Annotated in this window: 24 protein-coding genes; 16 read left to right on the forward strand and 8 right to left on the reverse strand. The window is 48.8% G+C overall.

Going from position 1 to position 24,648, the window contains the following annotated elements:
* The 7 genes from ftsQ (at window position 1) to mutT (ending at window position 8,380) form a co-directional block, all read left to right on the forward strand.
* A complete protein-coding gene (gene ftsQ / locus EV102420_RS07305; protein WP_042390460.1) occupies window positions 1-831 on the forward strand; it encodes a cell division protein FtsQ in 831 nt (276 codons plus the stop codon).
* Window positions 831-2,087: a cell division protein FtsA gene (gene ftsA, locus EV102420_RS07310; protein WP_042390461.1), complete on the forward strand. Its 1,257-nt coding sequence runs from the start codon at window positions 831-833 to the stop codon at window positions 2,085-2,087. Before ftsQ ends, ftsA begins: the two co-directional genes overlap by 1 nt.
* A 114-nt stretch (window positions 2,088-2,201) precedes the next feature.
* Window positions 2,202-3,353: a cell division protein FtsZ gene (ftsZ, locus tag EV102420_RS07315; RefSeq protein WP_042390697.1), complete on the forward strand. Its 1,152-nt coding sequence runs from the start codon at window positions 2,202-2,204 to the stop codon at window positions 3,351-3,353.
* 100 nt (window positions 3,354-3,453) lie between these two features.
* Window positions 3,454-4,371, forward strand: a complete 918-nt coding sequence (lpxC, locus tag EV102420_RS07320) for a UDP-3-O-acyl-N-acetylglucosamine deacetylase (protein WP_042390462.1) — start codon at window positions 3,454-3,456, stop codon at window positions 4,369-4,371.
* A gap of 292 nt (window positions 4,372-4,663) precedes the next feature.
* Entirely contained in the window at window positions 4,664-5,167 is a 504-nt protein-coding gene (gene secM, locus EV102420_RS07325; RefSeq protein ID WP_217996434.1) for a secA translation cis-regulator SecM, read from the forward strand.
* A 58-nt stretch (window positions 5,168-5,225) separates the two neighbouring features.
* Entirely contained in the window at window positions 5,226-7,931 is a 2,706-nt protein-coding gene (gene secA, locus EV102420_RS07330; RefSeq protein WP_042390467.1) for a preprotein translocase subunit SecA, read from the forward strand.
* Window positions 7,932-7,990: 59 nt separating this feature from the next.
* A complete protein-coding gene (gene mutT / locus EV102420_RS07335) occupies window positions 7,991-8,380 on the forward strand; it encodes an 8-oxo-dGTP diphosphatase MutT (RefSeq protein ID WP_042390468.1) in 390 nt (129 codons plus the stop codon).
* Window positions 8,381-8,435: 55 nt separating this feature from the next.
* On the opposite strand, the gene yacG is transcribed toward mutT, so the two are convergent.
* Genes yacG through coaE form a run of 3 tightly spaced genes read right to left on the reverse strand, consistent with a single transcriptional unit; the run spans window position 8,436 to window position 10,006 of the window.
* A complete protein-coding gene (yacG, locus tag EV102420_RS07340) occupies window positions 8,436-8,633 on the reverse strand; it encodes a DNA gyrase inhibitor YacG (RefSeq protein ID WP_042390470.1) in 198 nt (65 codons plus the stop codon).
* Between the two features lie 9 nt (window positions 8,634-8,642).
* Window positions 8,643-9,386, reverse strand: coding sequence for a cell division protein ZapD (gene zapD / locus EV102420_RS07345; protein WP_042390472.1), 744 nt, complete (start codon window positions 9,384-9,386; stop codon window positions 8,643-8,645).
* A complete protein-coding gene (gene coaE / locus EV102420_RS07350) occupies window positions 9,386-10,006 on the reverse strand; it encodes a dephospho-CoA kinase (protein WP_042390474.1) in 621 nt (206 codons plus the stop codon). The genes zapD and coaE overlap by 1 nt, the downstream gene beginning before the upstream one ends.
* 262 nt (window positions 10,007-10,268) lie before the next feature.
* Between coaE and EV102420_RS07355 the strand changes: the two genes are divergently transcribed.
* Window positions 10,269-11,312, forward strand: coding sequence for a GMP reductase (locus EV102420_RS07355; protein WP_042390476.1), 1,044 nt, complete (start codon window positions 10,269-10,271; stop codon window positions 11,310-11,312).
* A 44-nt stretch (window positions 11,313-11,356) separates the two neighbouring features.
* On the opposite strand, the gene hofC is transcribed toward EV102420_RS07355, so the two are convergent.
* From hofC to ppdD, 3 genes are read right to left on the reverse strand one after another with little or no spacing between them, the layout of a single operon-like run.
* Complete coding sequence (gene hofC, locus EV102420_RS07360; RefSeq protein WP_042390478.1) at window positions 11,357-12,559, reverse strand: protein transport protein HofC; 1,203 nt, start codon at window positions 12,557-12,559, stop codon at window positions 11,357-11,359.
* The gene (gene gspE, locus EV102420_RS07365; RefSeq protein ID WP_077776500.1) at window positions 12,549-13,760 is read right to left on the reverse strand and encodes a type II secretion system protein GspE; all 1,212 of its coding nucleotides are present in this window, start codon (window positions 13,758-13,760) and stop codon (window positions 12,549-12,551) included. The genes hofC and gspE overlap by 11 nt, the downstream gene beginning before the upstream one ends.
* Window positions 13,761-13,769: 9 nt before the next feature.
* Entirely contained in the window at window positions 13,770-14,171 is a 402-nt protein-coding gene (ppdD, locus tag EV102420_RS07370; protein ID WP_042390480.1) for a prepilin peptidase-dependent pilin, read from the reverse strand.
* Window positions 14,172-14,215: 44 nt separating this feature from the next.
* On the opposite strand from ppdD, the gene EV102420_RS07375 reads away from it, so the two are divergent.
* The 6 genes from EV102420_RS07375 to EV102420_RS07400 all read left to right on the forward strand — a co-directional run bounded on the left by EV102420_RS07375 (window position 14,216) and on the right by EV102420_RS07400 (window position 21,109).
* Window positions 14,216-15,874 (forward strand): recombinase family protein, encoded by a 1,659-nt coding sequence (locus EV102420_RS07375; RefSeq protein ID WP_165570656.1) that lies wholly within the window; start codon window positions 14,216-14,218, stop codon window positions 15,872-15,874.
* 401 nt (window positions 15,875-16,275) lie between these two features.
* The gene (locus EV102420_RS07380; protein ID WP_042390482.1) at window positions 16,276-16,803 is read left to right on the forward strand and encodes a hypothetical protein; all 528 of its coding nucleotides are present in this window, start codon (window positions 16,276-16,278) and stop codon (window positions 16,801-16,803) included.
* Between the two features lie 358 nt (window positions 16,804-17,161).
* Window positions 17,162-17,431 carry a hypothetical protein gene (locus EV102420_RS22295; RefSeq protein WP_131405997.1) on the forward strand — a complete coding sequence of 90 codons (270 nt, stop codon included), beginning with the start codon at window positions 17,162-17,164 and terminating at the stop codon, window positions 17,429-17,431.
* A gap of 373 nt (window positions 17,432-17,804) precedes the next feature.
* Window positions 17,805-18,365 carry an HNH endonuclease signature motif containing protein gene (locus EV102420_RS21200; protein ID WP_072015204.1) on the forward strand — a complete coding sequence of 187 codons (561 nt, stop codon included), beginning with the start codon at window positions 17,805-17,807 and terminating at the stop codon, window positions 18,363-18,365.
* Window positions 18,366-18,428: 63 nt separating this feature from the next.
* Window positions 18,429-19,871, forward strand: coding sequence for a DEAD/DEAH box helicase family protein (locus EV102420_RS07395; RefSeq protein ID WP_042390486.1), 1,443 nt, complete (start codon window positions 18,429-18,431; stop codon window positions 19,869-19,871).
* A gap of 530 nt (window positions 19,872-20,401) precedes the next feature.
* Window positions 20,402-21,109, forward strand: a complete 708-nt coding sequence (locus EV102420_RS07400) for a hypothetical protein (protein WP_042390488.1) — start codon at window positions 20,402-20,404, stop codon at window positions 21,107-21,109.
* 43 nt (window positions 21,110-21,152) lie between these two features.
* Here the strand turns inward: EV102420_RS07400 and EV102420_RS07405 are convergent, their stop codons facing one another.
* On the reverse strand, window positions 21,153-21,839 hold the full coding sequence (locus EV102420_RS07405) for a hypothetical protein (protein WP_131405998.1): 687 nt from the start codon (window positions 21,837-21,839) through the stop codon (window positions 21,153-21,155).
* Between the two features lie 142 nt (window positions 21,840-21,981).
* On the opposite strand from EV102420_RS07405, the gene EV102420_RS07410 reads away from it, so the two are divergent.
* The gene (locus EV102420_RS07410; protein ID WP_042390705.1) at window positions 21,982-22,788 is read left to right on the forward strand and encodes a GIY-YIG nuclease family protein; all 807 of its coding nucleotides are present in this window, start codon (window positions 21,982-21,984) and stop codon (window positions 22,786-22,788) included.
* A gap of 198 nt (window positions 22,789-22,986) precedes the next feature.
* Here the strand turns inward: EV102420_RS07410 and EV102420_RS07415 are convergent, their stop codons facing one another.
* Entirely contained in the window at window positions 22,987-23,739 is a 753-nt protein-coding gene (locus EV102420_RS07415) for a YaaW family protein (protein ID WP_042390491.1), read from the reverse strand.
* Window positions 23,740-24,046: 307 nt separating this feature from the next.
* Between EV102420_RS07415 and EV102420_RS22490 the strand changes: the two genes are divergently transcribed.
* Complete coding sequence (locus EV102420_RS22490; RefSeq protein ID WP_147282682.1) at window positions 24,047-24,619, forward strand: hypothetical protein; 573 nt, start codon at window positions 24,047-24,049, stop codon at window positions 24,617-24,619.
* Window positions 24,620-24,648 lie beyond the last annotated feature (29 nt).

Here is a 24,648-nt window from a genome sequence, read left to right on the forward strand (position 1 = left end):
ATGTCGCAGGCTGCGCTAAACACGCGAAACCGCGAAGAGGAGGAGGTTATTGCCTCCCGGCGGAATAATGGAACGCGTCTTGCAGGAATTGTGTTCCTGCTGGCGGTGCTGTGCACCGTGTTGGTGAGCGGCTGGATGATTCTGGGCTGGATGGACGATGCGCAGCGCCTGCCGCTGTCGAAGCTTGTGGTCACCGGTGAGCGCCACTACACGCGCAACGATGATATTCGCCAGTCGATTCTGGCGCTGGGTCCCCCTGGCACCTTTATGACCCAGGATGTGAACATCATCCAGAGCCAGATCGAACGCCTGCCGTGGATCAAGCAGGCCAGCGTAAGAAAGCAGTGGCCGGACGAATTGAAGATTCATCTGGTTGAATATGTCCCGATTGCGCGGTGGAATGATCAGCACATGATGGACGTTGATGGAAATTCGTTCAGCGTGCCCACCGACAGGGCGAAAGAACAGAATCTTCCGCTGCTGTTTGGCCCAGAAGGAAGCGAAAGCGAAGTGTTACAGGGCTATCGCGACATGGGGCAGGTGCTGGCAAAGGATAAATTTACATTGAAAGAGGCGGCGATGACCGCCCGTCGCTCCTGGCAGTTGACGCTGAACAATGGAATCAAGCTCAACTTGGGCCGGGGGGACACGATGAAACGTCTGTCACGCTTTGTAGAACTCTATCCTGTTCTGCAGCAGCAGGCGCAAACCGACGGCAAAGAGATCAGCTATGTCGATCTGCGCTATGACTCAGGCGCGGCAGTCGGTTGGAAACCGGCACCTATTGTGGATCCTAATCAGCAACAGAATCAGGCACAGGCAGAGCAATAATGATCAAGGCGACGGACAGAAAACTGGTAGTAGGACTGGAGATTGGCACCGCGAAGGTTGCCGCTTTGGTAGGGGAAGTTCTGCCCGACGGTATGGTCAATATCATTGGCGTGGGCAGTTGCCCGTCGCGGGGTATGGATAAAGGCGGGGTCAACGATTTGGAGTCGGTGGTGAAGTGCGTCCAGCGCGCCATCGACCAGGCCGAGCTGATGGCGGACTGCCAGATTTCGTCGGTTTACCTGGCGCTCTCCGGCAAGCATATTAGCTGTCAGAATGAGATCGGCATGGTGCCCATTTCCGAAGAGGAAGTGACCCAGGAAGATGTTGAAAACGTGGTGCACACCGCCAAGTCAGTACGCGTGCGCGATGAGCATCGGGTTCTGCATGTGATCCCGCAAGAATACGCCATTGACTACCAGGAAGGGATCAAAAACCCGGTAGGGTTATCCGGCGTGCGGATGCAGGCAAAAGTGCACTTGATCACATGTCACAACGATATGGCGAAAAACATTGTCAAAGCCGTTGAACGATGTGGTCTGAAAGTTGACCAATTAATTTTTGCCGGACTGGCGTCCAGCTATTCCGTGTTGACGGAAGACGAACGTGAGCTGGGTGTCTGCGTGGTCGATATCGGTGGTGGTACAATGGACATCGCCGTGTATACCGGCGGTGCGCTGCGCCACACCAAAGTGATCCCCTATGCGGGGAACGTGGTGACCAGCGACATCGCCTATGCCTTCGGGACGCCGCCAAGCGATGCCGAAGCCATTAAGGTTCGCCACGGCTGTGCCCTGGGCGCTATCGTCGGTAAAGACGAAAGCGTAGAGGTGCCGAGCGTGGGCGGACGTCCGCCGCGCAGTCTGCAGCGTCAAACGCTGGCAGAAGTGATTGAGCCGCGCTATACCGAGCTGCTCAATCTGGTGAACGAAGAAATTTTGCAGCTGCAAGAACAGCTCCGGCAACAAGGCGTTAAGCACCATCTTGCAGCAGGAATTGTATTAACCGGCGGCGCAGCGCAGATCGAAGGGCTTGCAGCCTGTGCGCAACGCGTGTTTCATACACAGGTGCGCATAGGTGCGCCGCTGAATATCACGGGCCTGACGGACTATGCCCAGGAGCCGTACTATTCAACGGCGGTAGGTCTGCTGCACTACGGGAAGGAGTCCCATTTAAGTGGTGAAGCAGAGGTGGAAAAACGTGCGTCAGTCGGCTCGTGGATCAAACGTCTGAACAGCTGGCTGCGAAAAGAGTTTTAATATTTTCAGAGACCGCACAATATTAGCGGACTCAGGCGACAGGTACTTACATTGAATCCCTCTTGCAGCCGTAACGCAGTTTGAAGGATGATGTGTAAAATCGGAGAGAAAATTATGTTTGAACCTATGGAACTGACCAACGACGCGGTGATTAAAGTCATCGGCGTCGGTGGCGGCGGCGGTAACGCCGTTGAGCACATGGTGCGCGAGCGCATCGAAGGCGTTGAATTCTTTGCAGTGAACACCGACGCCCAGGCGTTGCGTAAGACCGCGGTGGGGCAGACCATCCAGATCGGCGGCGGCATCACCAAAGGTCTGGGAGCAGGCGCTAACCCGGAAGTCGGCCGCAATGCCGCCGAAGAGGACCGTGAAGCACTGCGTGCAGCGCTTGACGGCGCAGACATGGTATTCATCGCCGCAGGTATGGGCGGGGGTACAGGCACAGGTGCTGCTCCGGTAGTTGCCGAAGTGGCCAAAGATTTAGGTATTCTGACCGTTGCCGTCGTGACCAAGCCTTTCAACTTCGAAGGCAAGAAGCGTATGGCCTTTGCTGAGCAGGGGATCACCGAGCTGTCCAAGCACGTTGACTCCCTGATCACCATCCCGAACGACAAGCTGCTGAAGGTGCTGGGTCGTGGTATCTCTCTGCTGGACGCCTTTGGCGCAGCCAACGACGTGCTGAAAGGCGCGGTTCAGGGCATCGCCGAGCTGATCACCCGTCCGGGCCTGATGAACGTCGACTTCGCCGACGTGCGCACCGTGATGTCCGAAATGGGCTACGCGATGATGGGCTCCGGCGTGGCGAAAGGGGAAGATCGTGCGGAAGAGGCAGCCGAAATGGCTATCTCCAGCCCGCTGCTGGAAGATATCGACCTCTCCGGCGCGCGTGGCGTCCTGGTCAACATTACGGCGGGCTTCGACTTGCGTCTGGACGAGTTTGAAACCGTGGGTAACACCATCCGTGCCTTTGCATCGGATAACGCCACCGTGGTTATCGGTACCTCTCTGGATCCAGAGATGAACGACGAGCTGCGTGTGACCGTTGTTGCCACCGGTATCGGTATGGACAAGCGTCCTGAAATTACCCTGGTGACCAACAAACAGCAGCAGCAGCCGGTGATGGATCGCTATCAGCAGCACGGTATGGCTCCGCTGAGCCAGGAGCAGAAACCGGCCGCTAAAGTGGTTAATGATCCGACGCCGCAGACCGCAAAAGAGCCAGATTATCTCGATATTCCGGCGTTCTTGCGTAAGCAGGCTGACTAAGAATTAGCTGGAAGTTGGGCATTGTCGCTCTTTGTGCTAAACTGGCCCGCCGGTTGTATAGTACAATTCGGTTGGATTAGTAACTAGGCGAGATTATACGATGATCAAACAAAGGACACTTAAACGTATCGTTCAGGCGACTGGCGTCGGTTTACATACCGGCAAGAAAGTCACCCTGACGCTGCGACCTGCGTCGGCCAACACCGGGGTCATCTATCGTCGCACTGACTTGAATCCACCGGTAGATTTTCCGGCCGATGCCAAATCTGTGCGTGATACCATGCTCTGTACCTGCCTGGTCAACGAGCATGACGTGCGGATTTCTACCGTAGAGCACCTCAACGCCGCGCTGGCGGGTCTGGGTATCGACAACATCATGATTGAAGTTGACGCCCCAGAGATCCCGATCATGGACGGTAGTGCAGCCCCGTTCGTTTACCTGCTGCTTGATGCCGGTATCGAAGAGCTGAACTGTGCGAAGAAATTCCTTCGTATCAAAGAGACCGTTCGCGTCGAAGACGGCGACAAATGGGCTGAATTCAAGCCGTACAATGGTTTTACGTTGGACTTTACCATCGACTTTAACCATCCGGCGATTGATGCCAGCAGCCAGCGCTACGCGATGAACTTCTCTGCTGACGCATTCATGCGCCAGATTAGCCGCGCGCGCACTTTCGGCTTCATGCGTGATATCGAGTACCTGCAGTCCCGTGGCCTGTGCCTGGGCGGCAGCTTCGATTGTGCCATCGTAGTTGATGACTATCGCGTACTGAACGAAGACGGCCTGCGTTTTGAAGACGAGTTTGTGCGTCACAAAATGCTGGATGCGATCGGTGACCTGTTCATGTGTGGTCACAATATTATCGGGGCATTTACCGCTTATAAATCCGGTCATGCACTGAATAATAAACTGCTGCAGGCGGTCCTGGCTAAACAGGAAGCCTGGGAGTACGTGACGTTCCAGGACGACGCTGAGCTGCCGCTGGCATTCAAGGCACCGTCAACGGTACTGGCATAATCCTCCAGACCGTTTAGTAAAAATTCGACTGGTTAACCTGGCACTCTCTCCGGTCAGGGGCGCCAGTCGTTTTTGTTTCCAGGTTTTACCGTTTCTCTTCATATCCTCTGAAGCACAAATCTAAACGTCATTTACTGCTAAAAGCGGTGCGTTCGCTGTTTTCTTAAGCATTTTCACCCGGCTATGCCCCTCATTGTTACTGCCGTGTAGCGCCTTTAATGGTAATATTTGGTCGCAAAATAACGGATGTTGATGTGAATCGGGTAGGTTTAACCCATTAATGGTGGAGCAAGTGAGCGGATTACTGACGCGCTGGCGACAATTTGGCAGACGCTACTTCTGGCCGCATCTCTTTTTAGGGATGGTCGCGGCGAGTCTTGGCCTGCCCGCGCCCGGTACGCAGGATCGCCCCACCCAGCCTGAGAAGGCCACCGCCAGCAACCATAACCGTACCAGCCCGGTCAATTTCACCAGCCTTGCGCTGCTCGAAGCCAGCCGCCGTCCGACCTTTACCGTCGACTACTGGCACCAGCACGCCATTCGCACCGTCATTCGCCATCTCTCTTTTGCAATGACGCCCCAGGCGCTGTCGGTCGCCGAAGAGCCGCTGCCCGTTCGGGCGCAACATCTCGCCCTGCTGGATACGCTTAACGCCCTGCTGACGCAAGAGGGCAAGCCGCCGGTTATCGTCCGTCACCAGCCTGTCTCTACTGTTGAACCGCACGCTGCGTTTACCGTCGCCAGCTGGCTCGCGCAGGTGCAGGGGATCCGCGCCGGACCTCAACGCCTCAGCTAAATTAACCGTTTCAACACCTTAATTTATCTGCCCGTTTTGGGGCGTTTGAGAATTTATTATGCTTATTAAACTGTTAACAAAAGTATTTGGTAGCCGCAACGATCGTACTCTGCGCCGGATGCGCAAGGCCGTCACCCTCATCAACAGCATGGAACCGGCCATGGAGAAGCTCAGCGATGACGAGCTGAAAGCCAAAACCGCCGAGTTCCGCGCCCGTCTTGAAAAAGGCGAGACCGTAGAGAGCCTGATCCCGGAAGCGTTCGCCGTGGTTCGCGAAGCAAGCAAGCGCGTGTTTGGCATGCGCCACTTTGACGTCCAGCTGCTGGGCGGGATGGTGCTTAACGATCGCTGCATCGCCGAGATGCGTACCGGTGAAGGTAAAACCCTGACCGCAACCCTGCCTGCCTACCTGAACGCCCTGAGCGGCAAAGGCGTGCACGTCGTTACCGTCAACGACTACCTCGCCCAGCGTGACGCCGAAAATAACCGTCCGCTGTTCGAATTCCTGGGTATGAGCGTAGGCGTCAACATGTCTGGCCTGCCTGCGCCAGCCAAGCGTGAAGCCTATGCCGCCGATATCACCTACGGCACCAACAACGAATACGGCTTTGACTACCTGCGTGACAACATGGCGTTCAGCCCGGAAGAGCGCGTTCAGCGTAAGCTGCACTATGCGCTGGTGGATGAGGTTGACTCCATCCTGATCGACGAAGCCCGTACGCCGCTGATCATCTCCGGTCCGGCGGAAGACAGCTCCGACATGTACAAGCGCGTCAACAAAATCATCCCTAACCTGATCCGTCAGGAGAAAGAGGACTCTGATACCTTCCAGGGCGAAGGCCACTTCTCCGTGGACGAGAAAGCGCGTCAGGTTAACCTGACCGAGCGCGGACTGGTGCTGATTGAAGAGCTGCTGGTGCGAGAAGGCATCATGGACGAGGGTGAGTCGCTCTACTCTCCAGGCAACATCATGCTGATGCACCACGTCACCGCTGCGCTGCGTGCCCACGTGCTCTTCACCCGCGACGTGGACTACATCGTGAAAGACGGCGAAGTCATCATCGTTGATGAACACACCGGCCGTACCATGCAGGGTCGCCGCTGGTCCGATGGTCTGCACCAGGCCGTTGAGGCCAAAGAGGGCGTGGAGATCCAGAACGAGAACCAGACGCTGGCCTCCATCACCTTCCAGAACTACTTCCGCCTGTATGAGAAGCTGGCAGGCATGACCGGTACCGCCGATACCGAAGCGTTTGAGTTCAGCTCTATCTACAAGCTGGACACCGTGGTGGTGCCGACCAACCGTCCGATGATCCGTAAGGATCTGCCGGACCTGGTCTACATGACCGAAGCGGAAAAAATTCAGGCCATCATCGAAGACATTAAAGAGCGTACCGCCAACGGCCAGCCGGTGCTGGTGGGGACCATCTCTATCGAGAAATCTGAGGTGGTATCAAACGAGCTGACCAAAGCCGGTATCAAGCACAACGTTCTGAACGCCAAGTTCCACGCCAACGAAGCGGCAATCGTCGCCCAGGCGGGCTACCCGGCGGCGGTGACCATCGCCACCAACATGGCCGGTCGTGGTACCGATATTATGCTCGGCGGTAGCTGGCAGGCAGAGGTTGCCGCCCTGCCGGAGCCGACCGCAGAGCAGATTGCGCAGATTAAAGCGGACTGGCAGGTGCGTCATGATGCCGTGCTGGCGTCCGGCGGTCTGCATATCATCGGTACCGAGCGCCATGAATCCCGCCGTATCGACAACCAGCTGCGCGGCCGTTCCGGTCGTCAGGGTGACGCGGGCTCCTCTCGCTTCTACCTGTCGATGGAAGATGCCCTGATGCGTATCTTCGCCTCCGACCGCGTCTCCAACATGATGCGCAAGCTGGGGATGAAGCCGGGCGAAGCGATCGAGCACCCATGGGTGACCAAAGCTATCGCCAACGCCCAGCGTAAGGTTGAGAGCCGCAACTTCGACATTCGTAAACAGCTGCTGGAGTATGATGACGTAGCCAACGACCAGCGCCGCGCGATCTACACCCAGCGTAACGAACTGCTGGACGTGAGCGACGTGAGCGAAACCATTGCCAGCATCCGCGAAGACGTCTTCAAGGCGACCATCGACGGACATATTCCGCCGCAGTCGCTGGAGGAGATGTGGGACATCCCTGGCCTGCAGGAGCGTCTGAAGAACGATTTCGATCTCGACCTGCCGATTGCCGAGTGGCTGGACAAAGAGCCGGATCTGCATGAAGAGATGCTTCGCGAGCGTATTATGCAGAGCGCCGTAGAGGTGTATCAGCGTAAAGAAGAAGTCGTCGGTGCCGAGATGATGCGCCACTTCGAAAAAGGCGTCATGCTGCAAACGCTCGACTCCCTGTGGAAAGAGCACCTGGCGGCGATGGACTACCTGCGTCAGGGTATCCACCTGCGCGGCTATGCGCAGAAGGATCCGAAGCAGGAGTACAAGCGCGAGTCCTTCGCTATGTTTGCCGCGATGCTTGAATCACTGAAGTATGAAGTGATCAGCACCCTGTCAAAAGTACAGGTGCGGATGCCGGAAGAGGTGGAGGAGATGGAGCAGCAGCGTCGTGAAGAGGCAGAGCGCCTGGCTCAGATGCAGCAGCTTAGCCACCAGTCCGACGACGCGCAGGCCGCGGCCGATTTGGCGGAGCAATCCGGCGAGCGTAAAGTGGGTCGTAACGACCCGTGCCCGTGCGGCTCCGGTAAAAAGTACAAACAGTGCCACGGCCGTCTGAGCTAAACGCAACCCAATAAAAAACAAAGGCGCAGATTCTGCGCCTTTTTTATGGAGCCAATCTGATGAAAGTATTGAATATCGCCGCCGGGATCATTCGCAATCCGCAGGGCGAAATCTTTATTACCCAGCGTGCCGCCGACGCGCACATGGCCAATAAGAAAGAGTTTCCCGGCGGCAAGATTGAAGCTGGCGAAACTCCGGAGCAGGCGCTGGCGCGCGAGCTGGACGAGGAGGTCGGTATCACCGTCACCTCCGCGCAGCTGTTTGAGAAGCTGGATTACCAGTATCCAGAGCTGCACATTACGCTGTGGTTCTACCTGGTCGAAGGCTGGGAAGGGGAGCCGTGGGGCAAAGAGGGTCAACCGGGAGATTGGCTGATGCCACAGGCGCTGAACGCGGACGATTTTCCACCCGCGAACCAGCCGATTGTCGCCCGCTTACGCGGCGAGTAGGTTTTAGCGTAGTTTGTAGGCCCGGTAAGCGTAGCGCCACCGGGCAATTAACGGCTTAAGGCTGTTTATCCTCGCTCCAGCCATCGCTGTCGGAGAGATCGCCCTCGCTGGGGATACGCTTCTCTTCTGCGGCCCATTCGCCTAAATCAATAAGCTGGCAGCGCTTAGAGCAGAACGGGCGAAACGGGCTGCTCTCGTTCCAGATCACTTTCCGGCCGCAGGTTGGGCAGTTTACAACGGTTGCTTCAGACATCATTACTCCTTAACAGCAGGCCAGGCCAAAATCGAGACGCTCGGGCACGTGGCCGTTTTCACTGTCCAGCGGCATAAAGCGGATGGCAAAGCGGCTCTTATGCCCGGAGATTTGCGGATAGAGCTGGTCGGCAAGCGTGAGCTCCAGACGCAGCAGATCGGCATCGTCACCGTTATCCTGGTAAAAGCCGTTCAGGCTGGTCTGCTTACGGAAGGGGGCAGAGTTGCGGATCAGGTCGAGGATCAGCGTCAGGGTCTGGGTCAGCGGCTGGAGGCTCTCCAGCCAGACGGCAACCTGCTCATCGCGCTGGGACTGAGGGGCATAAAGCCACAGGTGCAGCGTCGGCAGGTCAAAGCTGCAGCAGCCGCCAGGAATAGAGAGACGCTGGCGCACCAGGCCAATCAGCCGCTCTTCACGCAGCAGCTGCCCCACACGCGGGGCGGCCATCAGCGTGCTGCTGCTCTGCTTAAGCTGGTCGCGCACCGCATCAATACGGCTCTGGTCGACGCCAGGCACTTCTACCCACGCTTTCAGCTTACGCTGCTGGCGCTCAAGCTCTTTCAGCAGTTCGGTGCGGATATCGCCGCGTTCGAACACGTCAAGCAGGTCTCCGGCGTTACGAAAAAAGTGTAAGGCGTCAGCGTGATCGTTGACAGGGAGCCGGGCCTTGAGCTGCTGGAGCAAAAATTCAATGCGCAGCCAGGTGCGCATCTTTTCATTGAGCGGGTGTTCAAAAAGGACGTGGGTCTGCATTACGGTTTTTCCTGTGATACGACCTGGGAAGCGTAGCGTAGGTACGCCTCATGCAGGCGGGCAACATCCGATGCAACGGCATCTGGTGCGCCATTATTGTCAATAACGTCATCCGCGACGGCAAGGCGGGCTTCTCGCGTGGCCTGAGCGGCAAGAATATGCTCAGCGTGCTCACGCGTAACGCCATCGCGCGCCATCGTGCGGGAAATTTGTGTCTCCGGAGAGACGTCAACCACCAGAACCCGATCGGCTTTGGTGTGCAGCTGGTTCTCCACCAGCAGCGGTACCACCCACAGCACGTAGGGCGATGTCGCCCCGGCAATCTGCCGCTGGGTCTCCTCGTGGATCAGGGGGTGGAGTAGGGCGTTAAGCCAGCGTTTGTCGTCTGGCGAGGCGAAAATGCGTTCACGCAGCAGGCGGCGGTTAAGCGTGCCGTCCGGCTGGATCGTCTCTGGCCCAAAATGGGCCGCGATTGCGCGTAGGGCAGGAGCGCCAGGCTCTACGACCTGGCGGGCAATGACATCAGCATCAACGACGCTAACCCCGTTTTTCAGGAATTCGTTGGCAATCGTACTTTTCCCGCTGCCTATTCCCCCGGTTAAGGCGACCGTATACCCCATAACGCAAAATCCCAGACTGCTCTGCCAGCTCACGAGCTCTTGATTTATTTATTTCACAAATCAAAAGGTTATAATTTGTACGGAAAACGAAACGTTCAATAATCCGGACCCCGCCCATTCGGCAGGTAAATTTATAGGATTGTAGCGTAAAAAAAGAGAATTTCGCAGTCTTGCGGACTCCTATTTAGTGCGTATGATAGCGTCACTGGAGTTGTGTGTTAGCTCGTATGCGTTAGTCGCCATTAACCCCAGGAATCCGTTCATGCGTATTGAAGAAGATCTGAAATTAGGCTTTAAAGACGTTCTTATCCGCCCTAAGCGCTCTACCCTCAAAAGTCGTTCTGATGTCCAGCTAGAACGCGAATATACCTTTAAGCACTCTGGCATGACCTGGTCTGGCGTTCCTGTAATGGCAGCGAACATGGATACCGTAGGCACCTTCGCGATGGCGAAAGCGCTGGCGGCGTTCGATATCCTGACCGCCGTGCACAAACACTACTCCGTTGAAGAGTGGAAAGCCTTTGTTGATGCAGAGTCCGCTGACGTGCTGAAACACGTGATGGTATCAACCGGTACCTCCGACGCTGACTTTGAAAAGACCAAGCAGATCCTCGACGCCAGTCCGGCGCTGGGCTTTATCTGTATTGACGTTGCTAACGGTTACTCCGAGCACTTCGTGCAGTTCGTGACTAAAGCGCGTGCGGCGTGGCCGACGAAAACCATCTGTGCCGGTAACGTCGTAACGGGCGAAATGTGTGAAGAGCTGATCCTCGCCGGGGCAGATATCGTCAAGGTCGGCATCGGCCCAGGCTCTGTCTGCACCACGCGCGTGAAAACTGGCGTCGGCTATCCGCAGCTCTCTGCGGTGATCGAGTGTGCCGATGCGGCCCACGGTCTCGGCGGCCAGATCGTCAGCGACGGCGGCTGTACCGTACCGGGCGACGTGGCAAAAGCCTTTGGCGGCGGCGCGGACTTCGTGATGCTGGGCGGCATGCTGGCCGGTCATGAAGAGAGCGGCGGCACCGTCGTTGACGAGAACGGTGAAAAATTCATGCTTTTCTACGGCATGAGCTCCGAGTCAGCAATGAACCGTCACGTTGGCGGCGTTGCAGGCTACCGCGCGGCGGAAGGGAAAACCGTTAAGCTGGCCCTGCGCGGCCCGGTTGAGAATACCGCGCGTGATATCCTTGGCGGCCTGCGTTCAGCCTGCACCTATGTCGGGGCTTCCCGCCTGAAAGAGCTGACCAAGCGCACCACCTTTATTCGCGTCGCCGAGCAGGAAAACCGCGTTTTCAATAGCCTCTGATGCCTGTGCTGGCGCGGTTCGCTGCGCCAGCTTCTCTTCTGTTTTTATCCCATTCCGCTCATCGCATCCCCCAGATGAAAAATCGGCAAATACATGGCGACGATCAGCGTTCCGATGATAACCCCGGTCACCACCAGCATCAGCGGCTCCAGCAGCGTGGCCAGGCTATCTGCCTGCTGCTGCGTCAGCTCGCTATGGTGGCGGGCAAGGTTGTCGAGCATGGTATCGAGCGCTCCCGAAGCCTCACCGGTCTGCACCAGCTGAATGCACAGGGCGCTAAACTGCCCGCTGTTTTTTAGCGCCGCCCAGATGGGCGTTCCCTGCGCGATCTCCTGATGGATATGATGGATCGCTTCGCGCCAGTGAGGGCAGGTCAAGGTTGCCTCGACGCTCTCCAGCCCCTGTAAAAAGGCAATACCCGCCCGCTGGGTGAGGGCCAACACGGTAAATATCTGGCTAAGCTTCTGGCCTCGCACCAGCCCACCGACGACCGGGATGCTCAGTAGCAGCCGCTGCCGATAGCGCAGCCACGGCGGGTGTTTGCGCAGGGCAAATCCGCTGGCGGCAAGAAGCAGGGTTGCCGCCAGCATCCAGGGTCCAGCGCGGGTAATCAGCCCCGAGAGCGCCATGACGCCACGGGTGAGTGCCGGCAGCGGTGTATTGAATGTCCGGTAGATGGCAGCGAACTCGGGCAGCACCAGCAGGATCATCGCCAGCGTTACCGCTACGGCCAGGGACAGAACGATCAGCGGGTAGCGCAGCGCCTTTTTGACCTTACCGGCCAGCGCTAGCTGGGTTTTCTGCTGGGCGGCAAGCTGGAAGCAGCACTCATCCAACGCGCCGGTCAGCTCCCCGGTGTGGATCATGGCGATATAGATCGGCGGAAAGGCGTCCGGCCAGCGGCGCATGGCCGCAGAGAGCGCGGTGCCCTGGGCAAGATCCTCCGCCAGGCTTTGCAGCAGCGCCTGCCACTGGCGTACCGGGTGCTGACGGGAGAGCATCAGCAGCGCATCGGGCAGGGTCAGGCCCGCCTTGAGCAGCGTTGCCAGCTGGTGCACGACCTCGCAGCGGTGTGTCCCGCGCCAGGCTGCCGTTCGAACCGCGCTGCGCCGGAGAGCTAGAATAAAGATCTGCTCAGCTTGCAGCGCATCGGCGACGGCCAGACGATCTGCCCCCCAGCGTGCCCCTTCACAGCGCTGGCCTGATTCATCAAGGCCCCGCCAGTGCCAGAGCTGTTTAGCCTGCATGGGGCATCCCCAGCACCCGCAGCAGCTCCTCAAGGGTGGTTAACCCCTGCTCAATGGCAAGACAGCCGTGTTCAAATAGGGTGAGCATACCCTCCTGGCTCGCCTGCTGCTCAATGCGCTCAGCAGGCTCGCCGCTGGCAATGGCCTGACGCAGGGTGCGGTTGACGCTCAGCACCTCAAAGAGCGCGACTCTGCCGCAGAAGCCGTGGTAGCACGCTTCACAGCCGATGGCCTGCCAGTGGGGCAGAGCGCGGGGCCACAGGCCTGGCGGCAGGGTAACATCCTCCAAATGTTGGCGACGACAGTGCGGGCAGAGCTTACGCACCAGCCGCTGTGCCACCACCAGCGAGAGCGCAGAGGCGATCATCCAGCGCGCAACGCCCATCTGGGCGATCCTTACCAGCGCTTCGCTGGTCGAGCTGGTGTGCAGGGTAGTGAGCACCAGGTGACCGGTCTGGGAGGCTTTGATAGCAATCTCCGCCGTTTCGCCATCGCGGATCTCGCCCACCATGATGATGTCCGGATCCTGGCGCAGCAGCGCCCGCAGTACGCTGTGGAAGTGCAGCCCCGCCCGGGGGTTGATCTGCGTCTGGTTTAGCCCTTCCAGCGGGATCTCTACCGGATCCTCTACGCTGCAAATATTGACTTCGGGCAGGTTGCGCGCCGCCAGCGCGCTGTAGAGCGTCACGGTTTTGCCGCTGCCCGTGGGTCCGGTAACCAGCATCAGCCCCTGCGGTCTGGCAAGCGCCGTTTGAAAGTGAGCCAGCTGCGTCGGCTCCATGCCCAGCGCAGCGAGATCCAGCGGCTGGTTCACCTGATGCAGCAGGCGCAGGACGATCTTCTCCCCGTGGCGACAGGGCAGCGTGGCGATACGAAACGAGATCGCTCTGCCGGAGAGCGTAACCGTAAACTGTCCATCCTGCGGCAGACGCCGCTCGGCGATGTCCAGGCTGCCCAGCACCTTCAGGCGTGCCGTCAACGTCTTTGCGCTCTCCCGTGCCAGAGAGGGAAGGGCATGGAGTACGCCGTCAATGCGTAGCCGAATGCGGTAGTGATCCTCCCCCGGCTCAAAATGGATGTCGGACGCCCGCTGCGCCAGCGCCTGCTGGAGCGTCTGGTTAAGCAGCTCAACCACGGAGGTGCTGCCCTCGCTGACGGCAGGCAAATGACTCTGCGCAGCGAACGATGCGGGGATATCCATATTCCCTCCTTACTGATAGTCGAAGCGGAAAACGTCTTCGCAGGCCTGCTGGAACGCCGCGTCGTTTTGCACGTCGCAGGTACGCTGCCAGCCGCTTACGCCGCTGCTGCTGCTCCACTGCGGCACCAGCGTCACGCTCAGCCCGGCGAGGCTCTCCTGCCCGGTCAGCGTGACCGTACCGTTCTCGACGCTCATCTCGGAAACGTAGCGCGTGGTGGTGGGAGAGGGGATACCATTGCTGCCGCCGTCGCAGCTCTCCGTACCGCCACGATCGAGAGCGCACAGCTCAATGGCGGTGCGGTAGGGAATAAAGGTTTGCAGCATGTCGGTGAGGGCCGCTTTGCGCAGGTAGTTTTGGTAAGCGGGAATGCCGATAGCGCTGAGGATGGCAATAATGCCGATCACCACCATAAGGTATGCTAAATTACAGTAAAATTTTGAACTGGATGAACGTAATGATTACTAAGACGGCATATTGTTATTGCAGGGTATCTACTAAGCATCAGGGAACTGATAAGGGTGGGTATGGTATGTCTCGCCAACAAAACCTTTTGATGAACTATGTAGATACATATCGTGATCAAGAAAAACTTGGGTATAGTCTTAGTACTGAATCAGTTGTTTTTCTTAATGCCGAAGGTGTATCTGGATTTTCGGGAAAAAACTTGGCACCAGGTTCCGTACTACTAAATTTCATTGAAGATATCAGGTCAGGCCGTATAAAAAATGCGGTGCTTTGTCTCGAAAACATTGACCGATGGAGCCGAACCAATCCCCAGACAGCGGCCCTGATGTTTTTGCAACTAATTGAATCGGGCTGCAATATTCACGAGGCGGAAAATGAAATTGTACACCATAAACATTCTGATTTGAACCTAATTAGCTCTGGACTGATTCGAAGCCATAAAGAGTCTTTGCGAAAACAGAGATTATCTCTGAAAAACTGGGATAAACGTTTCGATAATGTTGTTAAAAATAATGCAGTACTCACAGGCCGTTGCCCCAGTTGGCTGAGGGTTGAGAATAATGAGTACATCGAATTACCAGAGCATACTAAATCGATACGGTTGATCTTTGAGTTGTACAATAAAGGTTTTGGTCAGGCGTATATTAGAGAAGAGTTAAATAAGCGTGGTTGGCTATACAATAATAAAACTTGGGGAGATTGGAACGTACATCGTATCTTAAATGACATACGTGTAACTGGTAAACATCGTACACAATCTGATTTGCGTAAGCACTTAGACGGGATCAGTTTATACCCAGTAATTATTTCAGATCTGGATTACAATACCGCCCAGCAAAGGTTGAAAAGCCCTGGTAGGAATAAGAAGATCAATAAAAGAGCAAATACCATTTTTGCAGGTATTATGATGTGTGGTGTATGCAATAGTGCACACATTTTGCTTCATACAGATGGTACTAAACGATTCGGTAGATGCTCATATTCCCTCGCTGGTAATGAAAGATGTAAGGCGAGAGGCTTCAAATATGAAATCATTGAAAATGCAATCATTGAACATATGAGGCATTTTCATATTGAGACTTTAGGCGTAACAAGTTCTAATGAAGAAAAAACACAACTATTAGAAGAATTGACATACTATTCAAATTACCGAAATGAAGTACTTAAGGTTGTTGACGCAGTTGATATACCAAGTGAACGTGATTATCGGATTCTCACTAACATTGAAAACAAGATACGTGAGATTGAAATAAGAATTGAAGAGTTGAAGCTCATTAATAACATTGATAATGATTTCGATGATGTAGTAAAGAGCATTACACCTGAATTAGCAGATGTAAGTAACATTGCTTTGAGGCAAGAGTTTAATATCAAACTACGTAAAATCATTAAGGTGATTAAAATCATTAAGTACGATAAAAATCTTCTGATCGCAATAGAGTATCTTGTTGGTGGAGATGTGCAATGGTTGAACATCGATTCCAGTACTGGAGAACTACATCGCAATACATACATTGAGGATGGTTTTGTTAATTTCAAAACCAATAAGGGTATGGTTACGTATGATAGTACTAAGAATACATACTCAATGGGTGATGATATCTTGACTGAAGATAAAGTTAAGAAACTCTTGTCTGAAGATAACTAATGTATTAGTACTTTAAAGGCCCCATATGGGGCTTTTTTATTGCCAAAAATAAATTACCTAATAGCTTTATCAAAACCCATATAGTGTTTTAGAAAGTACTTAATAGTACTAATACTATATGTTTTGCCCCATCCTAATTAGTACTTTCAACATTAAAACTCAAAAAAGTAATTACTTTGAACTTATCTTTACAATTTTCTTTTCCCAGTAATTAGTTAATTCATCCTTTACTAACAGGGAGTTAGAGCGACTTTTTCTTGGTTTTAGGGATTGTTAGGTGTCAGTATGAAAAAACCGATAAAAATAAATTTGCATGTTCGCATTTCAGTTTATATTCTCTGCTCATCGAAACGCTTCGGTACTACCAGTTTCCTAAATATAAATTTTAATAGAGGTGAGTGATGATGAATTTAGATAAAATGAAAACGCAGGATTTAATGGATCTGATTGAGAAGGCGAAGGCTCAAATCCAGAAACAAGAGGTACTGCAATTTCAAATGGAAGAAATCAAACGGATGATTGCTGAGTACGGCCTTGATGTTACAGATGTTATCCGAGAGTTAGGCGGCACAGTGGCAACAACCAAAGCAGAAGTGAAAAAGTACCAAATTACTTTGGGTGAATCTACCTATGAAACGAGTCATAAAAAACTTACTAAAGCAATTACTGATTCACCAGAATACCAACAAGTAGTTAAGGAAAGAAAAGAACTCAAAGTACTTGATACTTTCATGCGAGCCTACAGTACCGAGTACCAACAGGATTTCCCAATAAATGCCAAGTACAATGGCGAAGAGTTCTATATGAATGAGAAAGGTACTTTGAATGGTGTCAGTCAGAAGTACTACCAGAAGTACTTGAAAGATTATGCCTTAGAGGATAGCAAGAAAAATATTCAAGACTTTAAAAAATTAGCAATAGCTAAGTAATAAAGCATCAACATTGAGCCGGACAATGTTGTAGCTAAATGAATGCATAACCATCTTTTCTACCTCAAATATAAATTAAATGATAAATACTACATACTAATTAAGACGGAGGTATGTAGTATGTTGTGGTTAATAGATGGTTTTGTAGAGATTTTCAGAACGGTACTATATGTTGTTTTACTACCATTTGTTTTTTTTATTTCTACTGTTTATCGCCATATTCAGGCCGTCTTGGATAAATAAAGTAGAAAACGAAAAAAGGTGAAACAAAAAAGTTTTTTATCCTATACTTAATATAGAGATAGAAGATTCCTTCTCAAATGGGTTTTGAACCGTACAAATAATAGGATAATTGTAAATGAATAAATTACGTTTCATGAACGCCCAGCGAATGGCTCGGCTACATCCAGAGACATTTTTGGTGTATGACTATGATGAGTTGTCGTTATTAAAACCGGGGCATCTGGTAAAAGTGTGTTCTAATCGTGAACGTTTTTGGGTAGTAATAACAAATGTAGAAGGTAAGCGTTTTACGGGTACAGTGGCTAATAATCTTGTTTTTAATGATATTGCATATGGCGAAACAGTTCAATTTACAATGACTAATATATTTGATTATCAAATGTAAAGATATAAGTTGATTTTACTATAAATAAATGAAACAGAAAAACTTATTGTGGTATAATCATAATAAATAACCTTTTAACGTCGGGTCAGCACGTTAGATATTATTTACCTCCTAAGAAAAAGATACCTGCATTTCTTGCAGGTACTTTTTTGCGGGAAAAATTCAATAATTCGTATACACATATAGGTAAACTTATGAATCAAATTAAAAAAGGTAATGTTATTACTGTGCGTTTGAATGATGTTCAAGTACAGGCACTACAGGAGATTATGAACAGTGACAAAGTACAAAAGAAGAACTTATCAGCTACTTTACAATATCTTGTAAATCAGTACATGGTGTTCAATAAAAAATAAAATATGGAGGTTACAATATGATGATTCATGGAACGAATCACGCGAAATACAATGATGATTATTTCGTATCAAATGATGGGAAGGTTTGGAGTGTAAAGAGAAAACAATATATTTCTACTTACTTCAATAAAATAACTGGTTATTACCAAGTATCAATAAACGGTAAAACAGTAAATTTGCATATTGTTGTTTGTACTGCATTCCATAAAGATAAAAATTCAGGTGATGAAGTACATCATAAAGATAATGATCGTACTAATAATTCTGAATCAAATCTTGAATGGGTATCTCATCGGGAAAATACTTCATCTAAAAATAGAAAGCGGAAGAAAGATACGAGTGGTTGGTTGAGTTCAGAACAATATAACGATTTATTTAGAGAGTATGCCACTGGTAAACATACGCAGACCACAATAACGACATGGGCTAATGCAGAGTTCAAACGGGATTCTTCAAAACAAGTTTATGGTTCGATACTGAACGGTACAAAGTTTGAATCCAGATATCAGCAGTTACCTAAAGATGTTGTTGATAACGTATCAGAAGTAACACTAAGAAATACCAAGTACAAAAGATAAAAAAGATGCCAGTACTGGAATACTGGCATCTAAATATTAAACATTAACTAAAAGGATTTTTACATGAGTATTTATAAAAATAATAAACTAAAATTTATCGCTGGAGAACCAGGAACAGGTAAAGGCGTACATATCAAAACTGAGATCTTCAATAATCCTCATAAACGGTTTTTGATAGTACAACCAACTAAGGAACTCATTGATGAGTTCAGTAAAGACATTTTGGATGCAGTTATCGTCCATACAGGTACTTATAGTAGTGATCTACTTACTGAAATCCATAAGCAACTGAGCAGTACTAAACCGTGCGTAATGTTCATTACTGACAAAATGTACTATAGAATTGACCTGTATCGTCTCATGGGCTGGACGATCTTCATTGATGATTGCGTTGATTTTTGTAACGTCATTTCACGTAATAAATCGAATCAGGATAACATTGAGGCAGTTTATGAAAAAATGTTCATTACTGGTGATTACATTGAGATAGAAGGGGACGGCGGCGACCTTGACCGTATGTACCGTACATATGATCTATGCCCTATTGAAAACATATCTCAGGATCTACAGGATGCTTGGAAACATTACAAGCAACTGGACATGTACCATCGCAAGGGTATCTATGAAGAGTCCCTCAATGAAAAATATAACAAAGTTATTCTTTGGGGCGATTATGATATTGCACAGTACACAGACCACCAGTACAATTTAGATATTACATACCTTGCAAATAACTTTGAACAGACATTACTGTACAAAGCGAATAAAGAAAAATTCATACAGGTACATTACAACAAAACTTTCAAAGAAAATAATAATTCTCGAATTGTTATGAACTACTTTATGAAGGATGAAAAGTTTGGCCTGTCAAAAAGCATTATGAAGAATCAAAAAGCTACCATCGATAAGATTGAAAAGTACATCACAGATAACGTATCTAACTACTATTGGACGATAAACAATGATGAAGAGATTACATTCTCACTGTCTGGTAAGAAGATCGGCTGTAATCAGCGTGGCATCAATACTCTTATGGACTATACCTCGGCGGTATTCATGGCAGCAATGAATCCATCAGATGTTGTAGTACCCCACTACAACGCAATTTGGGGACTGGAAAGCACTGATCTTGTGAACCAGTGGACATACGAAACTCTAAACCAGTTTGTGTACCGGGGCATTGTTCGCAACTACAGTAGTGATGAGGTAATGAACGTCTATGTGTTTGATGAGGTTACAGCACATACGATGCAAGGTGCTAAGTACAACTACATCAATCTGGGACTTACTAAAGTACGTAAAGAAGCTGGGCGGCCAAAAGGTACTGTTAAGGGCGATAAAGTACTTGCAACTCGTTTCGCCAACTTCAAAGCACGTAATAAGAGCAAGCCAGATTTCAAGAAGCGATTTTATGATTGGCGTAATGAACAGGAACAGTATGCTGACCAACACGGATTGGAATGGTTAGAACAATTAGATTATTACCAAAATGTACTTTCATTTTGACTTTAGCGATATGGCATCATAATAGCGATATGTTTATTACTTATATAGTATAACTATTATTCATATCGCATAATTAAAAAAAAGAGCTGATTTAGGGCAATAACGAGGGTACGGAGTACCGGAGAGATGCCCTAAATCTTGAGATGGTTTCATTGTCCCCGTAGGGGGCAATCGTAACTGTTAATCAAATCACCTGTATATAGGTATTGAAGCACAAACGCTTCGCATTTGGCTTGAATTACATCTATTAGGTATCGGCTCAAGTATGTACTAACATTTTTTTTTGAATGTACTTGATACTGCCGATACCTACAGCAATGTAATTCGATTGGTTTTGATTTAATTGATTCGGTACATAAACCATTTCTTATTCTGGTTTGTTCAGTACATATGGGAGCGAAGCGATAACCCAATAGCTGCTTCTCTATTCAATTATGGTGCGATTAGACAAATAAATGGCACGTGCATCTTGCGTAACTTATTGAAATAGGAGCATACTTCTCATTTTTAATAATGAGGAAAATCTTAAAATGAGTAGTACCGCATCAGTTCTCGCTGTTCCAGCAATAGGTATCGCGGCTTGGATCATCGGTGGTTGGATGATCACAGATAGTATGACCAACAAGAGCAAGGGGAAGGTACTATCACGTGCTACTGGTGTAGTTGGTGGATTCGGTATAGGGATTGTAGCTTTTGTGATAGCTCTCGTGACGATTTACATAGGCGAAGAAACCAAAAATGATGTTACAACACAGGAGGTATCAACTAACGTCAGTGGAAATTCTTTAGATGCAGACGTTAAAGATGCTAAAACATTTGATATTACCTCAGAAGCCTATATTGAGAGAATGAATAAAATTCTCAGTCGTATGGAAAAGCCGATTAAAATTGATGTACACATGAATGAACTTGAGTATTCATCATTCGGTGAATATCTTTTTGATAAGAACATAAAATTATCAGTCATGGCGAACAATGGCGATCATAAAATGAGAGGTGCTATCATTACCTCAATAAATGATGGTGCTACGGAAACTTCTTTGAAAACCCTCTATTTGGTACTTCCCGCTTTTATGTCTGTCATGGATGAGAAAGCTTCGGAAGGCGTTCCATTCGTAGATATTATTACTAACCTCATGGCAGGAAAATATCCTGATGACACATATGAAATCAATGGTGTCCATTACGCTTTAGTACATAAAGATGGTGGCGACTTCTTCTTTATTAGACCAGTATAATATTGTTATAAAGGTGCATTATACTTGCTGCACCTTTACAATCCTAACTGATGGTGAAAATTTTATTGAATGCAGTTGTTTTTAGCTCATTTGCTATATCATTAAGTACCGACTGTAGTGCAAATAAATGCTTACGCATTTCCTGTTGATTTTCTAAAGTGATAGTTTGTTCTGGATCTAAAAGTTCTCGCTGATATCTATAAATTGCACCTGAGCAAGCATAAAATTCAATGCACAGCTCTATAGGTCGCAAAAGTATATCTTTATTAATGATTTTTATTCCGTTATTTTCAATGCGTTGAAGCTCATCTTTCAACGCAGAAATTGCATTAATTTTATTTATTGTCGAGCTATGTTGTTCTCCAGCAATATAACACTTATCTGCGGTAGGATGCTCATCAAACTTCTTAATAAAAGTTATGGCTCTTTTGTAATCTAACTTTGAGTTTTTAACGCAAAGTTCTATATCATCCCTAAGTTTTATCGCTAACATAAGGGCGGCTTCAGAAGTTTTTTGCTTAAGCCAGTCTGGTGCTTTACGATATGCCATTGCTGCAATAACGAATGTACCCAATGTACCGGCAGTGTTAAACCAGTCACTCCAACTACCGAATTCCATTTTTTCAGTACTATATTGATTAATGATAATATTAACAGTTGCGATTATTGCCAGTATCAATAGCATTGCAACTAATGCTAACAAGCCACGGTTCCAGCGTTTCAATTCCACTTTCTTGATTCTCGCTATGTTGAGAGGGTAGTTATTCAGTACGATTTTATACAATACTATGCTTTAGCGATCAAATGTTGAAGAAGCCTCAATCTCAGAGTACATTGCTTTCAAATACAAGAAAATGATAAACAGGGCCATCATGATCAAGCTTGAATCTATACTACACATCGATAATCCAACACAGTTTAAGGTACACTTCGCCGTTGATAACGGAGAAGAACAACCTCTTGACGTTTTTGTGAATGATAAGGATGGTTGGGAAGGTTGGAACCGTTGGCGGGGGAACAGGAATGATTTTAGCAGGAAATATATCTTTAGCTTGATAAGATTTTATCATCAACGGAATAGATGGTTATTCGGTGGGATATTCGAAGTTTTAGAAAGAAATCCGAGCGGTTACAAAGTAAAGCTTTTAGATATTCATAAAGACTATATTGGAAGGTTACTCATTAAGTACCCAGGGCCTGGGGCAAGGGGTAGGGCTTTCTATCTTGAAAATCATTACTCAGATATGGTTGTTTCAGAAGTATTTGAAAGTGAGTATTCCGGTGAGACTTTTTGTGGGTTTGATAATATAAATCATAGTTTTGAACATATTGAGCATATTATCAAGGGTCAGAAGCTTGACTGGAAGATGGCTTTAACAAATGTTAAAGGCGTCTATTTAATTACTGATAAATCTAATGGGAAACATTATGTAGGTTCGGCCTATGGGGATACTGGGATCTGGTCTCGTTGGTCAACATATGTACATACAGGGCATGGATGGAATGAGGGATTATCAGAATTAATCAAATTAACTGGCCTTCAATATGCTCGTAAAAACTTCCAATTCTCTCTTTTAGAGTTCTATTCTATGAAGATCGACGATAAAGTTATCATTGCGAGAGAGCAGTTCTGGAAAGAAGTCTTGTGCTCAAGAGCATTTGGTTACAACAGGAATTAATTTTTCTCTATTCAAAAGAATGATAATCGCTTAAGCTGTGATTGTACTACCCCTACCTAAATGGGTTGGTTTGTTGGTAGGTAGGGTGTAGTACAGTTTTTCAGTCAGTACATCAATAGATAAATGATGCTTCTACAGATGCTTTCAAAATAATTTAGTTTAAACTTTTAATTCAACTTAACAAATACAATAAATGTTTTAGTTAAATTCTATTTCATCGGCAATATTATTTGAAATTTTGCTACGGAGTGCAGCAACCTGAATTACTGCTGGAATAGTAACCCGATATGCAGCCCCACCAACATCAATCATTGTCCATATAGCAGTTATCGCCCAACCAATAGGGCCAGTAAGTACGGCCATAGTTCTTGTTAGCAGTATGTTACCCCCGAAGGACAAACCCCGCCCAATTAATGCTTTTAAGATAGTGTTAGCAAGAATTAACGTCAATTGATAAGATTTAAAACCACCGCTTCTGAAAATTACTTGAAATGCAGTAACTAAAGTTTCACTTGTGATACCACTGGTGTTTTTGACGCCAACTTCACTCGCGAATTTTTTTAATTCTTCTGGAGTCATTTTCTCTAAAGCATCACGAAGTACTTTAAGTAATAAACTCTGCTCAATAACCTCAACAGAGCTGTCTTTATTGTAATTTACTTTCATTTTATCACAGACGTCAATTAAAACTTCTTTATACTTTACACCCTTACCACCACGTAACATAGTCGCGAATGTGTTACTACCAAAGCACTGGATCTCTGCTGCAATTTCTTGCCAATACTTACTGTGTTGAGGTTTGTATTTTTTATACATCTCATTTGCACTAAGTTCCTCAGTCCAGCGGGTCTCACCATCTTTATCATAAATCAAACATTCAACCAAGCCACTAAGATCTTTATCAGAACATTTAGACAAAAACTCAAGATCTGAATCGTCACGGTATGCCATATGTAAAACTCCATTTAAAATAATTGGATTAACGAACGCTAATTGTACTAATAGGTTTTTGTTAGATTACTTCTTATGCTCTAACAATCATAAGAGATTGTAAAGTCCCAATAACTTGCTTCGCTGCATTAGTGAACAGTTTTTCCTTCCTAAAAAAATAGCATTGCTGTGACACATCCTGTCACCCGGATGATTTAAAAAATGTTCACTCCCAGGTTTTGGTAGGGGGAGAAGTATTGACTTCATCATAGAAAAAATGATCAATATCAATATGTTAGCTCGATAATGATGCTCTTAAAGGGACAAGATGAAGATTGAAAATTTTGCGGTGCCAATAACCAGTACTGGTGGAAAATTATTGGGCGTTGAGCTTGAAACCAGAGTAGAGATCAACGGCTGCCGCATGATCATTGGTAGTGGCCGGGAAGCAGATCACATACGGCAGCAGATACATACGCAGCAGCTCCGCGAGGTACGGAGAATGGGTAATTGGTTTAGTAAGAACAACCTGTTTTGTGTACTCAGTACTGATACAGATACCAGGGCAGAAGAACTACCATTCTTAAAGTACCTTACTACTGACACAGATTGTTCTACTGGTGGTGTATGGCTTGATGCAGTAGGAGCCTATACCAGTAGTACTATCCCGCTTGTTGCTGGGGTAGTTAAGGTAGCGAGACTGGACAGAACTTTTACTAAGGAACACATAGATCGGGATATCTTCCCTATCATCCTTAAGAACCTTCGCCAGTACTGCGACAAGCTCATAGTACCAGTACATAACAGACAACACCTATCAGCACTCCACAATGCAGGGGTATGGGCGGTACAGGGAGAGTACAGGCCAATATCGTTTAACAGTTTACAGATGCTCCTATAGAACATGCTGGATTGAACATACTTCACAAT

The sequence above is a fragment of the Pseudescherichia vulneris NBRC 102420 genome (assembly GCF_000759795.1).
Taxonomy (GTDB): domain Bacteria; phylum Pseudomonadota; class Gammaproteobacteria; order Enterobacterales; family Enterobacteriaceae; genus Pseudescherichia; species Pseudescherichia vulneris.

Bases quoted from the DNA above. Each gene is read 5' to 3' on its own strand.
- ftsQ (WP_042390460.1), top strand. From the start codon at position 1: ATGTCGCAGGCTGCGCTAAACACGCGAAACCGCGAAGAGGAGGAGGTT.
- ftsA (WP_042390461.1), top strand. From the start codon at position 831: ATGATCAAGGCGACGGACAGAAAACTGGTAGTAGGACTGGAGATTGGC.
- ftsZ (WP_042390697.1), top strand. From the start codon at position 2,202: ATGTTTGAACCTATGGAACTGACCAACGACGCGGTGATTAAAGTCATC.
- lpxC (WP_042390462.1), top strand. From the start codon at position 3,454: ATGATCAAACAAAGGACACTTAAACGTATCGTTCAGGCGACTGGCGTC.
- secA (WP_042390467.1), top strand. From the start codon at position 5,226: ATGCTTATTAAACTGTTAACAAAAGTATTTGGTAGCCGCAACGATCGT.
- mutT (WP_042390468.1), top strand. From the start codon at position 7,991: ATGAAAGTATTGAATATCGCCGCCGGGATCATTCGCAATCCGCAGGGC.
- yacG (WP_042390470.1), bottom strand. From the start codon at position 8,633: ATGTCTGAAGCAACCGTTGTAAACTGCCCAACCTGCGGCCGGAAAGTG.
- zapD (WP_042390472.1), bottom strand. From the start codon at position 9,386: ATGCAGACCCACGTCCTTTTTGAACACCCGCTCAATGAAAAGATGCGC.
- coaE (WP_042390474.1), bottom strand. From the start codon at position 10,006: ATGGGGTATACGGTCGCCTTAACCGGGGGAATAGGCAGCGGGAAAAGT.
- EV102420_RS07355 (WP_042390476.1), top strand. From the start codon at position 10,269: ATGCGTATTGAAGAAGATCTGAAATTAGGCTTTAAAGACGTTCTTATC.
- hofC (WP_042390478.1), bottom strand. From the start codon at position 12,559: ATGCAGGCTAAACAGCTCTGGCACTGGCGGGGCCTTGATGAATCAGGC.
- gspE (WP_077776500.1), bottom strand. From the start codon at position 13,760: ATGGATATCCCCGCATCGTTCGCTGCGCAGAGTCATTTGCCTGCCGTC.
- ppdD (WP_042390480.1), bottom strand. From the start codon at position 14,171: ATGGTGGTGATCGGCATTATTGCCATCCTCAGCGCTATCGGCATTCCC.
- EV102420_RS07375 (WP_165570656.1), top strand. From the start codon at position 14,216: ATGATTACTAAGACGGCATATTGTTATTGCAGGGTATCTACTAAGCAT.
- EV102420_RS07380 (WP_042390482.1), top strand. From the start codon at position 16,276: ATGATGAATTTAGATAAAATGAAAACGCAGGATTTAATGGATCTGATT.
- EV102420_RS22295 (WP_131405997.1), top strand. From the start codon at position 17,162: ATGAATAAATTACGTTTCATGAACGCCCAGCGAATGGCTCGGCTACAT.
- EV102420_RS21200 (WP_072015204.1), top strand. From the start codon at position 17,805: ATGATGATTCATGGAACGAATCACGCGAAATACAATGATGATTATTTC.
- EV102420_RS07395 (WP_042390486.1), top strand. From the start codon at position 18,429: ATGAGTATTTATAAAAATAATAAACTAAAATTTATCGCTGGAGAACCA.
- EV102420_RS07400 (WP_042390488.1), top strand. From the start codon at position 20,402: ATGAGTAGTACCGCATCAGTTCTCGCTGTTCCAGCAATAGGTATCGCG.
- EV102420_RS07410 (WP_042390705.1), top strand. From the start codon at position 21,982: ATGATCAAGCTTGAATCTATACTACACATCGATAATCCAACACAGTTT.
- EV102420_RS07415 (WP_042390491.1), bottom strand. From the start codon at position 23,739: ATGGCATACCGTGACGATTCAGATCTTGAGTTTTTGTCTAAATGTTCT.
- EV102420_RS22490 (WP_147282682.1), top strand. From the start codon at position 24,047: ATGAAGATTGAAAATTTTGCGGTGCCAATAACCAGTACTGGTGGAAAA.